This is a genomic window from Anaerococcus sp. Marseille-P9784, from assembly GCF_902500265.1.
GTDB lineage: Bacteria > Bacillota > Clostridia > Tissierellales > Peptoniphilaceae > Anaerococcus.
In genome coordinates this window covers 1-11,880 of sequence record NZ_CABVOZ010000005.1, presented here as the reverse complement: position 1 = coordinate 11,880, position 11,880 = coordinate 1, and the positions used below count along the sequence as shown (strand labels likewise).

The 11,880-nt window shown below is 34.4% G+C and carries 14 protein-coding genes and 2 pseudogenes; 2 read left to right on the top strand and 14 right to left on the bottom strand.

All coding sequences use genetic code 11. The annotated features are described in order from the left end of the window. From GAN53_RS09680 to GAN53_RS09670, 3 genes and pseudogenes are all read right to left on the bottom strand, one after another. A pseudogene (locus GAN53_RS09680) lies at positions 1-293 on the bottom strand (hypothetical protein); the annotation flags it as partial. After that, the gene (locus GAN53_RS09675) at positions 293-655 is read right to left on the bottom strand and encodes a hypothetical protein (protein WP_008901317.1); all 363 of its coding nucleotides are present in this window, start codon (positions 653-655) and stop codon (positions 293-295) included. The pseudogene GAN53_RS09680 and the gene GAN53_RS09675, both read right to left, overlap by 1 nt. Continuing rightward, on the bottom strand, positions 655-3,720 hold the full coding sequence (locus GAN53_RS09670) for a phage tail tape measure protein (RefSeq protein ID WP_151410841.1): 3,066 nt from the start codon (positions 3,718-3,720) through the stop codon (positions 655-657). Before GAN53_RS09670 ends, GAN53_RS09675 begins: the two co-directional genes overlap by 1 nt. An 89-nt stretch (positions 3,721-3,809) precedes the next feature. On the opposite strand from GAN53_RS09670, the gene GAN53_RS09665 reads away from it, so the two are divergent. Together GAN53_RS09665 and GAN53_RS09660 are read left to right on the top strand one after the other, a co-directional pair. Continuing rightward, positions 3,810-4,133: a type II toxin-antitoxin system Phd/YefM family antitoxin gene (locus GAN53_RS09665; protein WP_019117841.1), complete on the top strand. Its 324-nt coding sequence runs from the start codon at positions 3,810-3,812 to the stop codon at positions 4,131-4,133. Continuing rightward, positions 4,130-4,459 (top strand): type II toxin-antitoxin system RelE family toxin, encoded by a 330-nt coding sequence (locus tag GAN53_RS09660; RefSeq protein WP_049690779.1) that lies wholly within the window; start codon positions 4,130-4,132, stop codon positions 4,457-4,459. The genes GAN53_RS09665 and GAN53_RS09660 overlap by 4 nt, the downstream gene beginning before the upstream one ends. Here the strand turns inward: GAN53_RS09660 and GAN53_RS09800 are convergent. The 11 genes and pseudogenes from GAN53_RS09800 to GAN53_RS09610 form a co-directional block, all read right to left on the bottom strand. After that, the gene (locus GAN53_RS09800; protein WP_192574113.1) at positions 4,456-4,620 is read right to left on the bottom strand and encodes a hypothetical protein; all 165 of its coding nucleotides are present in this window, start codon (positions 4,618-4,620) and stop codon (positions 4,456-4,458) included. The two genes, GAN53_RS09660 and GAN53_RS09800, sit on opposite strands and share 4 nt — an antisense overlap. Positions 4,621-4,637: 17 nt before the next feature. Then, positions 4,638-4,994, bottom strand: a complete 357-nt coding sequence (locus tag GAN53_RS09655; RefSeq protein WP_151410840.1) for a hypothetical protein — start codon at positions 4,992-4,994, stop codon at positions 4,638-4,640. Further along, positions 4,994-5,590, bottom strand: a complete 597-nt coding sequence (locus tag GAN53_RS09650; RefSeq protein WP_019192390.1) for a major tail protein — start codon at positions 5,588-5,590, stop codon at positions 4,994-4,996. Before GAN53_RS09650 ends, GAN53_RS09655 begins: the two co-directional genes overlap by 1 nt. Then, positions 5,580-5,927 (bottom strand): hypothetical protein, encoded by a 348-nt coding sequence (locus GAN53_RS09645; RefSeq protein ID WP_151410839.1) that lies wholly within the window; start codon positions 5,925-5,927, stop codon positions 5,580-5,582. The genes GAN53_RS09650 and GAN53_RS09645 overlap by 11 nt, the downstream gene beginning before the upstream one ends. Next, complete coding sequence (locus GAN53_RS09640; RefSeq protein ID WP_151410838.1) at positions 5,924-6,301, bottom strand: HK97 gp10 family phage protein; 378 nt, start codon at positions 6,299-6,301, stop codon at positions 5,924-5,926. Before GAN53_RS09640 ends, GAN53_RS09645 begins: the two co-directional genes overlap by 4 nt. Then, positions 6,298-6,630, bottom strand: a complete 333-nt coding sequence (locus GAN53_RS09635) for a phage head closure protein (RefSeq protein WP_151410837.1) — start codon at positions 6,628-6,630, stop codon at positions 6,298-6,300. The genes GAN53_RS09640 and GAN53_RS09635 overlap by 4 nt, the downstream gene beginning before the upstream one ends. Next, positions 6,617-8,461, bottom strand: a complete 1,845-nt coding sequence (locus GAN53_RS09630) for a collagen-like protein (RefSeq protein ID WP_151410836.1) — start codon at positions 8,459-8,461, stop codon at positions 6,617-6,619. Before GAN53_RS09630 ends, GAN53_RS09635 begins: the two co-directional genes overlap by 14 nt. Positions 8,462-8,470: 9 nt before the next feature. Continuing rightward, the gene (locus tag GAN53_RS09625; protein WP_151410835.1) at positions 8,471-8,743 is read right to left on the bottom strand and encodes a head-tail connector protein; all 273 of its coding nucleotides are present in this window, start codon (positions 8,741-8,743) and stop codon (positions 8,471-8,473) included. A gap of 10 nt (positions 8,744-8,753) precedes the next feature. Next, positions 8,754-9,944, bottom strand: a complete 1,191-nt coding sequence (locus GAN53_RS09620) for a phage major capsid protein (protein ID WP_151410834.1) — start codon at positions 9,942-9,944, stop codon at positions 8,754-8,756. 4 nt (positions 9,945-9,948) lie between these two features. After that, entirely contained in the window at positions 9,949-10,635 is a 687-nt protein-coding gene (locus GAN53_RS09615) for a head maturation protease, ClpP-related (RefSeq protein ID WP_151410833.1), read from the bottom strand. Beyond that, positions 10,622-11,863, bottom strand: a pseudogene (locus tag GAN53_RS09610) (phage portal protein). The gene GAN53_RS09615 and the pseudogene GAN53_RS09610 overlap by 14 nt, the downstream one beginning before the upstream one ends. Positions 11,864-11,880 lie beyond the last annotated feature (17 nt).

Sequence of the window (11,880 nt, the reverse complement as noted above, 5' to 3'; positions counted from 1 at the left end):
ATCTTTTTATTTTCTAGTTCTTGATTATAAAAAAGTTCTAGCTTTGAATCCTCTAGAGAATACCTATCTATATTTGAAAAAAGGCTAATTCCAAACTCTCCAGCATAAACTGTACCTATTTCAAGTTCAGAAGATCCAGAGCATGAACGATGAATGTATCCAGACCCTTTAAGAATATCTTTATTGGTAAATGAAATGATTGTTTCATCTTTTAAGATGATATTTCCCGTCCAGTAAAATTTACGAGAATTCTTTTTGATTGCTTTTTTATATTCATTGCTTATTGGATACATCAATACTCCTCCAATGAAAAAGATACTTCCCACAATCCCTTATAAGAAGTATCTTTTATTAATTTGACTTGAAACTTGTCTATATACATTTGTGTCTCTTTAAGTTCCAATGTTTCTGTATCTAAGAATTTAACTTTAAGGTTAGACTTGTTAGTAAGACTACTCAATCTCTTTACAAGCTTAGGACTACAAGAAAAACTTACAGAAATACTCGCTACTTTATTTCTAACAATATCCCTCTGAATTGTACCTGCCTCTGTTTCTCCTCCAGTATCTGCCTCAATATCTCTAAACTCCAAATCATAAGAATTTGGTAGTGGTAGGTCTACTCCTTCAATAATTAAATATGATTGATATTTCATTACCTACCTCCACTTCTTAAATTCTTACGCATAGATGCATTAACAATAACTTCATCAAGGAGTGTGCCTCCAAGATAAACTGGGATAACTATATCTCCAGTATTTTCTGATTTTAAATTAATGTTTGCAAGTGCATCGGATATTTGTCTTCCTATATCAATGCCATTTATAGCTGATTCTTTATCATGTCCACCTATGCCAACAGCTGATATATTTGGGCTTAAAACCAAATCACTTGCGACATTTTTCATTGAAGATTGTACTAATCTTCTGCTCTTTTCTATCCCCTTAGATAGACCTTCCATGAAGTCTGGCATCCAAGATTCATAGTCGGTAAGTGGGCCAACATCTGGAACAGAGAAGTGCAGGTAGGACCTAATAGTTGATGCTACATTAGAAACAGCAGATGTCACATTGCTAATTGCACTTCTAATCCCTCTAGCAATTCCGTTAATCATATCAGCTCCCCATGTATAGGCTTGTGATGCCAAATTCTTAATGTGATTAACTGCATTATTAAATCCATTTCTAATAGTGGACTGAATATTTGACATGGTCGATGAAATGCTTGATCTCATAGAATTAAAGGCAGACGATACGGCTGACTTCGCAGTATTTACTGCAGAGGAAATAGTCGACTTTATGGAGTTCCAAGCAGATGAAACTAAGGACTTAATATTATTCATTGTTGATGATATAAAGGTCTTTATCCCATTCCAGATTGATTCAATAACTGTCTTAATACAAGCCAATATAGTCTCAATTGTTGTTTTTATGTTTGTCCAGGATGTAGAAATAAATTCTCCAATGGCAGTAATGACTGTTGTTAAAAACTCTTTTAGTCCATTCCAAATAGTCTCTACTTTTACTTTAATTGCATCAAGAACTGTTAAAATTAAAGTCTTTATACCTTCCCAAGTAGTTTTTATAAACTCTCCAACTGCTGTAAATACTTCTGTTGTTGTAGTTGAAATAGCTGTCCATATATTAGTAAAAGTAGTTTGAATTCCCGTCCAAAGGCTTGTAAAGAATTCCCCTAAACTTTGCCATAGACTCTTTGCTCCTTCAATAAAGGTATTCCAAGATTCAGTTAGAAAAGTTGTTATAGATGTCCAGATAGTATTCCATCCTTCAGAAAGTCCATTCCATAGGTTGGCAAAGAAGTCCTTGATGCCTTTCCAAGTAGTCTTAACACCTTCAATAAATCCAGACCAAAATTCTGATAAGAAAGTGGTAATCTCTGTCCAGGATTTTGTCCAAGATTCTGATATTCCTTGCCAGAGATTTACGAAGAATTCTTTTATACCATTCCAAATAGCAACTGTTGATTCCTTAATAGTTTCCCATATGGAGATTATTCCTTCTCTAAACCAGTCGCACTTCTTCCATAAAAGAACAAGTCCAGCTATTACTGCACCAATAGCAATAGGAACTATACCAATGGCTGATACTACTGCAGTGATTGCTGGTATAAGTGTACCTGTAAATATTCCAACTATCTTAGTAATTCCTCCTATTATTAGAGGACCTTTGGTCATAATAGTTCCTATTGACCAGACAAGCTTTCCTATAATAATAAGAACTGGACCAAGAGCAGCTATAAAAACACCTATTCCTGCAATGACACCTTTTACTGGACCTGGAAGTGCATTAAGTCCATTTACCAGTTTTGTTATTATATCAACTACTTTCCTAACAGTTGGCATTAGGAGTTCTCCAAAGGATATGGCTAATTCTTCTAAGGCAGATTGTAGGATCTTTAATTGACCACCTAAGTTATCCTGCATAGTAGTTGCCATTTTTTCTGCTGTTCCATCTGCATTATAAATGGCATCACTTAAACTGTTATAGTCTTTTTCACTTGCATTTATAATTGCCAACATTCCAGACATAGCATTTTTACCAAATATCATTGATGCTGCCTGTGCCTGTTGAGTTCCATCTAAATTAGCAAAGGACTCTCTAAATATTCTTAGAGTTTCATCAAGAGAAAGCCCCTGTACATCCTCAATAGATAAGCCTAACATGGACATTCCATTAATAACTTCTTTAGTTGGTGATGCAAGTCTAGTTAGTCCAGCCCTTAAAGCTGTACCTGCTTGTGAACCCTTTATTCCTGAGTTTGCCATTAGACCTATAGCAACTGAAGTATCTTCAACTGAATATCCAAGGGCACCAGCAATAGGTGCAGCATATTTAAAGGTCTCACCCATTAGTGAAACATTGGTATTGGCATTAGATGATGCAGCTGCAAGAACGTCAGCAAAATGAGAAGAGTCTTCAGCTTTTAAACCAAAAGCTGTAAGGGCATCTGTGACAATATCAGAAGTAGTTGCTAAATCCTCACCACTGGCTGCAGCAAGGTTCATAATTCCTTCAATACCACCAATCATGTCCTTACTTTTCCAACCAGCCATGGCCATGTAGTTCATAGCCTCAGCTGCTTCACTTGCTGAGAACTTTGTCTTAGCTCCCATTTCACGAGCCTTTTCCCTTAGAGCATCAAAGTCAGATCCTGTTGCACCAGATACTGCTTTTACCTTTGCCATACCAGAATCAAAATCTGATGCAGTCTTTACAGCTGCTGCTCCAAGCCCTGCAACTGCAAGAGATACTGGCATCATTTTTCTTCCTACATTTTCTATATTTTGCCCTGTGTTTTGCCATTTTTCTCCAGTAATAGCTATGTTTTGAAGAGTTTGATTAGTGGTTGCCCCTTGCCTTTCTAGAGATTTAAGGGCTTGTTCTGTTTCAATAATCTCTCGTTTAAGAGCATCATACTGTTCTTGTGAAATTTTACCCTCTGCAAGAGCCTGTTCAGCTTGTTTCTGTGCCTCTTTTAAAGATGTTAATTTGCTCTTTGTTTCTTCCAAGGTCTGACCTAACAGTTTATGTTTTTGGGAGATAAGTTCAGTGTTGCCAGGGTCAAGTTTAAGAAGTTTATTGACATCACGAAGTTCAGACTGAGTATGTTTAATCTCCGTATTTACTTGTTTTAGTGCAGTCTGTAATTTGGTAGTATCCCCACCAATTTCAACAGTTATCCCTTTTATTCTATTTGCCAATATCTCACCTCCTCTTTAGAGATATATTTATCAGTGTTTTTGTTGATGTTTTTATCAATTTTTGCTATACTTATCTTGAGGTGATAAGTATGAATTTTGTAAAAGAATTATCCAATAAGACTGTATCCATTTCTGAATTCAATCGAGGCCTAGCTGGACGTATTTTCGATGATGTCAAAGTGAACGGTTCCAAGGTCGTATTAAAGAACAACACTCCTGAGTGCATTCTTGTTTCCCCTGATGAATATACGAAACTCATTGATGAGCTCGAAGATGCAAGAGATCTTATGCTTGCCAATACAAGGATGTCATCAATGGATAAATCCGATTTAATTTCTCAAGATGAATTTGAAGAAGCCTTCCATATCGATTTAAATGAAGTCTCTCCTCTTGATGAGGACGAAATCGAATGAACTATAAACTATCCTTTATAAAAGAAGCCATCCAAGACTATAAAGCCTTAGATGGATCTCAAAGAAAAATTGTCGATAAAGCACTTAAGAGGATCTTAATAAATCCTCTTCCTAATACCGAAGGTGGCTATGGCAAGCCTCTTTCTAACCTTTCTGATTCTAAGCTTGCTGGTCTTATGAAAATTAAACTTAAGAGTTCAGGTCTTAGAATCGTTTATAAATTGGAAAAATCAGATGATGAAGTTCTTGTCATTATTATCGGTGCAAGAGCCGAATCCAAAGTCTATAAAGATGCTGAAAAAAGAGTAGCTAAGCTTGAAGATTAGAAATTATCATAATCTTCTTGTGTAGCTACTTCTTTGTATTTATAGTCGTCATTATTCTTTTCTGTGAACATATCATTTACAAGTCCAATTGTTAAAAGAGCTAAATCAGAAACAGAAAGACCAAGTTCCACTGCCCTTAATAGAAACAAGGGTGTAGTCATTGGTCTTTCTGTCGGTCTTACTTTTTTTTAGGAACTTCTTCCGATTTTATATTAAGCCCCCACAACTCAATTAACTGAGGTAGAATTTGGTAAATTGAAAAAGTTGAGAAATTATCTAACCATTCTTCTGGACTATCAGGAATAGATTTGTCTCCATGCTTTGCCATTACATAAGCTATATTTTCAAATAACTCAAGTGAACCAATATCTAGATTAGATTTATCTTTATCATTTTTCTTCATAGACTTTTCAAGTTCCATCAAATCTTTAAAGATATCACGACCAAACTTCAATCTATATATTCTTGGAATAGCTGCAGATGCACGAAATATAACATCTTTACCATCAATTTTTATAGTTTTTGTTAATGCCATTATCTACTACCTCCTGTTGTCCTTGCCGTAGAAGATGAGGTTTCTATTGGTAGATAAACTGATTTATACCAACCATCATAAGTTTCCTTAGTTGTCTCATCACTTGTTCTAGCCTTTACATTGCCATTTGGAAGTGGTCTTGCTTGAATAGATAAGGTTTCTGGTTGAACTTCTCTTGATTCCTCATTTGTTTCTCCTTCAAGAGTAGGTCTTGCTGCTGAGCAATTATACATGACATGACGGATTTTCTTTTGGTCACCATCAAACTCGAAAAGAAGTGCAAAGTTTGCAGTTTCAGAATTTGAGGACTCAATTAGAACTTTATTTGAATCTGATTTTTCCATCAAAACATCCGTCCTAAAGGATTCTGGAATAAGAGCGATTTCTAAATCTCCATCATATCCCATATTATTTGAAATAGTGTAATATTCAATTCCATCAGCATAAAAGCTTTCAGGCTCTCCATTAGGATCTAATGAAATTGAAACAGCACCAGGCATTGGCACTGGTGTCTTATATTTAATGACGCCCTCTTCTGCTTTATCAAAGAGAGCGTAGTGTACGTTACAAATATTAAATTTAACTTTATTGGCCATTATTATTTACCTCCGTAATTTTTAAATTAAGTGTGAATTCATACAAAACTTCATAGAGTCTTTCTGATTCAATCCAAACTTCAGATTTCTCATAATAGATTTTTTCCCTATCAAGTATCTCTTCTACCTTTTCTTCTAATTTCAATTCTTTCTTATCAGTGTAGAGTTCTAAGTCTATCTGGGTATTCTTATAGAAAACCACTCCATCTGCACCAAAGTGTTTATTCTTTGGAAATAGATAAACCAAAAATGGTGGGTCTGGACTTTCTCCTTCAGCAAAGTGTGAGTATGCAAATGGAAGTCCAATCTCATTAATTATATTCATTAACCTCTTCATTCTCTTAACTTCCTCATTATATTTTCTTCCAATTCTCTTACTCCTTTCTCCTCAGCTGGTCCAATGTGTGGCTTAGCAGATACTCTTCCTCCTTGTCTTAGAACGTGTCCTTTTTCAAGTAGATGAGCCAGCTGGTATCTATTTCTTGAATGGACTACAAGTTCTATTGAGTTTGAAGTTTCTTTCATAGTTTTTACTGACCAAGATTTAGAATATTTCTTTGTTTCTCCTACAGGTGCATTTTCTTGTATGTCTTTTCTTATATTCCTACCAGCTTTTTTGACTTCCTTTTTGACTTCATCTGTTGCCATATCAGAATATTCTTCTAAGCCTTTCATTATTTCACTGGCGAGATTTTCAATTTTTACATTCATCTACTCACCTTCCTACATCTAAACTTTATAAGTCTATTTTTGTAGTTCATAAAGTCAATTGAGATGATGTTGTACTTTTCATCATCAAATAGAATTCTGTACTCTGAAGTATTAATATTCTTTAACCTATTTTGAAATCTTACAGTAAAAGAAATATCTGACCTATCTATTTCCATACCAAGAAAAACTTCTTCTCCCTTACCTTGAAATGATATATATGAATTGGTTGTTAGATAATCCGACCATACTGATTTATGATTACCTATCTCATCAACTTCAACATCTTTATTTTGAAAGGTTATTCTTCTATTAAAATCAGCTATTTTCATATTGCTCTCCAGTATCTTCTGGGAGTTCTGGCAGAATATAATATCTTAGACTTGCACTTCTATACCAACTACATAAATTTCCATTTAAAACAAAATACAAAGTCTCGCTAGAATAGTCATTAGATGTACTAATATCTGATTTTAATACTGTCTTATAGTTTGGAGATTTAGTAATGATTTTTTCTTTTGTAAAAAGGTTTATGACTTCTAGTATTCTTATATCATCTTTTACATAAGATATAATTAAATCATCAAATCTAGTTTCAACTTCTGTCGTTTTATCATAATCCCATTCATAGGCTATATTTACCTTATTACGAAAATCCACTAATAAAGATATGCCCTCATAAGTATATCTGAAGCCCGTTCGATATGAACTGTAAGATAGAAGATTTCCTTTTGCCCACTTTGACAAATCAATTTCTAATCTCGGATTTTCAAGAAATCCATTTGTTATTTGAAAAAGGTATATTTTATTATCAGAAGTATGAATTCCTAAATTATGTTTATCGCAAGATATTATTTTATCTAATTTATATTCGCCTAAGTTGAAATTAAAAATATCACCATTATTATTCATTGCCGAAACAGTATTATTATTCTGGACAGCTATCAAACTAAATCCATTATAAAAATCATCATAGTTATAGACGCTAAAATATTTTTTATTTATCATGTTATGAACTTCTATAACAGACTTATCATTTGCCGATGTAACTAGAGTGTTGTTAACAAAATTAACATCTATCTTTGTTTTTGATGGAATCTTTGTATCTATAGACCAAAGTTCTTCAAGAATCATGGATATCCCATACAGTGAAATAAATCCATTATTATCCGCACTAACAACCCCAAGGCATCTATTATTCTTATATTCCCATAGATTCAAATACTTGTGCTTATCAGAACTCAATACTTCATTTAAGCTGGTAGATAAGGATAATATTCCTCCTTTTGTTATAAAATAGAAATCACTAGTATCTGGAACAGATAATGCACCATCTATATTTTCAATAACGATATTAGGTTCTTCATCAGAATAGTACTCATATTCCGCCGTTAATTCTTCTTTATGAAATTTATGTCCAGGCTCCCATCCAGTTTTTATTTCTCCAATTTTGCTTGCTAAGTCTTTAAAACTATCATCCTTATTAGCTTTTCCTTTCTTGTCGACAATAGACTTAGCAATCAAGTTCTTACCATTATCGACATCGTAAAAAAGCTCATCATATTTTTTATTTAGAATTTTACCTTGTCTGGCAGATAGGGCTTTTTCTCCATCTTCGCTTTCAAGGTTATCTATAACTTCACAGTCCTTACCATCTTCTCCTTTTGGACCAGGTGGACCTTCTTTGCCTTGAGAACCGTCATCACCCTTATCCCCCTTTGGTCCTCTTATATCTTCTAGATTCTTTTCAATAGCCTTTTTTATTGCTTCATCAGCTATATTTTTAGCATTTTCAATGGCAACTATTGCACTTTCAGAATCAGTATATGACTCATAACCCTTTGTTATTCTTATATAAGTTCCTTGGTCTGATGGGAAAATATGACCATCTATTTTGATTTCTATTTTATATGATCCTATGGCAAGTGGCTTGTCAATTCTAAAAGAAATCCTATCTTCATTTACCTTTGTCTTACATTTCCATTCTAGTTTCTTTTCTTTGCTATAAAGATGAATACTAGCATCTTTATCATTTAAAAAACTAATAGGGTCACCTTTTGAGTCACATAGTTGAAAGCTCAATTCTGAAGATATATCTCCCTGTTTTATATTAATTCCACCCTTTGTTTGAATTAAATTTAAAGTATTTAAACTATTGGCCATAATACCTCCTTAAAAACCTGGTTTTCTATCGCCAAATAATAAAGCCCTTAGAGTTAAGTTTAATTCAGAATAATCTGCCTCTTCTCTATGTTCATAAATATAAGCTGTCATATAGAGGACTGCTATCTTTCCATTTGGATTTTTAGAAAGTTCTTCTTCACTATCAACTCTAGCTACATCCATGGAGTGTTTGATTGATGATTGGATGAGAGATTCAATCATCTCATCCTCATCATCAAAATCCACCCTTAAATAGGACTTTGCCTCTTCAAGAGTAATCATAGTTTACTCCTTAGGCAGTAGCACCGATTTTTAATAGTTTAACTGCTTCTCTTAAAACTAAGATGCCATCTACTCTTTCTTTACCTAAGAAACCTACCATGCCATTACCAGCAAATAGTTCCTTTAAGTCTTGGAAAGATCTATTTCCTCTATCTCCAATCTTGTAATAAGAAAAATCACCAAAGGCTACTGCCAATTTTCCTTTATCAGCTTTTGGAGCAAAGGCAGATGTGTAGGCAGGATATCCTAAAAGTCTATGTGGTTCTCCATCTTTAAGTGAAGGTTGCCAAATATATGCACCATTAACATCCTTAAGTTTTCTAACCTGAGCAACTGTTGCATCATTTAAAATGAAGGCTGCTTTCTTTCTATATGGTCTATCTAAAGAGTAAACTAAATCAATGAGTTCATCTGCAGTAATTGTTTGAGCCTTTGTTGTTAGGCCAAGTTCTCCACCCTTTTTAGAGTCAAAAATTCCCGTAGGCTTATTTACTCCATCACCATTTAAGAAGGCATCTTCTTCAGCATTTGCTAACGCTCTAGTAAATTCTTCAGTGATGTATTTTTCTAAATTAAAGGCTGCATCATAGAGAAGTTCTTCAGTAACTTTAATTCCAACATGGAGTTTGTGTGCATCTAGAGATACTTGATCGAATGTGCCATCTCCAAAAGTAAGTTGACCACCTTCTTCTACCCATAGGGCTGCTGGCTTTGTAGCAGCAATATTGATTTTATGAAGTCCAGAAGTTTGAACTTTTGTAGCTAATTTTCTAAAAATATTTTCATCTTCAAGGCCATTTACAATATCTGCTTCCATCTCTTCTGGAACTAAATATCCACCACTTTCATCTGTGCCTACTTTTAATTCATTGGAAATATCTCTGAAGTTAGTTCTTAATGCTTTCATCATAGATTTCTTATAGACATTTCTTGCTCTCATTGGTTTTTCTTCTTCATTAAAAGTAGCAGGTTCATTTGTTAGTGCTTGAGTAGTAGGTTTTTCCAAGGATTTATCCATTTCTTCTTCCCTCTTCTTTCTTTCGATTTCACGAGTATAATTCTCGATAGTTCTTTCCATCTCTTCATATGTCTTAAAGTCTTCATCAGACATTAGACCCTTTTCATCTTTCTTAGATTCAGCAAATGCTTTTGCCTCATCCCAAGCTTTAGTTCTCTTTTCCATTAGTTCTTTTAAGTTCATATAATTACCTCCAAGTATTTTTAATTTTGTTTAATCTTTCTTCTACTTCGCTCATTGAATGAGTTTTTACTTCTTTATTTATCTTTGTTAAAAGTGAATTTGTAACTGCTCGCCTTGAAAAGACCATGTTCGTAACTTTTTCATCCTTTCTTTTGTCAGTGAGAGTTCCATCACAAAAACCCATCTCAATGGCCTTATTCTTATCAAACCAAGTCTCTCCATCCATTAGATTAGAAATCTCTTCTCTGGATAAACCCGTCTTAATCTCATAGGCATTGATAATTGATTCCTTGACCTCCTTTAACATATCTATAGCTTTTTGCATTTCTTTTGAGTCACCAATAGCTACAGTTAAAGGGTTATGAATCATCATTAATGAGGTAGGGCTCATCAATATTTCAGTTCCTGCCATAGCAATGACCGATGCTGCTGATGCTGCAAGCCCGTCAATCTTAATGGTTACATTTCCCTTGTGTTCTAAAAGCATGGTGTAAATTCTAGATGCTGCAATACAATCTCCACCAGGGGAGTTGATCCACACAGTTATGTCTCCAATTTTGTTTTTTAATTCTTCAAAAAAGAGCCTTGGAGTGATTTCATCATCAAACCAAGACTCTTCTGCAATAACTCCATCTATATAGAGTTCATTTGAATCCTTTTTCCAGTTCCAAAATATTTTATTGTTCTTCATTAGGATTTATTTCTTCTCCTTTCTGCTGATAAAAACTACCTGCCTTATCAAGTGGTAGCATATTTCCATTTACAAGATATAGGTCACCACCTTCTTCAGCCGAGATCCTATCTAGATTTTCTAATTCTCTTATGTCATTTGCACTCATCCAACCATTCTGTCTTCCTACAGCATATCCATTCATTCTTGATTCATAGTCTCCTCTTAGAAGTCCATCAAGATTAAATTTAATAAAGTAGGATTCCTTTTCTTTCTTTGTTAATAGTGATCTTTCCAAAGATTACTCCCAACGAACAATCCAAGGATCAAGGGTGTATTTAACAAATTCAAGTGACTGCTGTTCTATATTTGAAAATGATGACTTCTCTAAGTCCCCAATCATATGAGGTGGTATTCTAAATATTCTTGCTATCTCATTTAACTGAAACTTTCTAGTTTCCAAAAACTGGGCCTCACTTGGTGCTATTGCTATGGGTTGGTATTTCATCCCTTCTTCAAGTACAGCCACTTTGTTGGCGTTCTTAGGCCCCTGAAAGGCAGCGTTCCAAGACTCTCTAACTCTTTCTGGGTCTTTGATAATACCTGGATGTTCTAAAACTCCACCTGGCTGTGCTCCATTTTGAAAGAATGATGCACCATAATCTTCACAGGCCATAGCCATACCAATTGCATTCTTTGCCATTGTAATTGGTGAGTATCCAATAAGACCATCAAAACCAAGCCCTGGTATATGAAGGACATCTTCTTTTAAAAGATAAACTTCTTCTGATTTGTGATTGTATTTATAGAAGATTTCTCCATCCTCACTTCGCATAACAGTCATTTTATTTGGCATTAATGGGTAGAGACCAATAACCTCATTTCTACCATTACGTATTATTTGAGCATAGGCATTTCCCCACAATAAAAGGTGGGTCATTAGTGTTTCTCTAAATACAAAGGAAGTCATTTCAGTATTTGGTTCATCGTGTAATAAAAAATATATAGCGTGTTCTTTTGCTTTTTCCTTTGAGTTTGAATCCCCTCTTTTATATAGATGAAGAGGAAGTCCTGCTAAGGTTTCAGCAAGAACTCTCACACATGAATAAACTGCCGTCATTTGCATAGCAGTAAATTCGTTGACATTCCTTCCTGCTGTTGTTCTCCCAAATAAAAAAGACGATGAAGATATCCTCTCCCCGTCTTTAGGTTTGTCTCGCGACTTAAATATTAAATTTAAAATGTTTATATTACCACCTCCTAAAA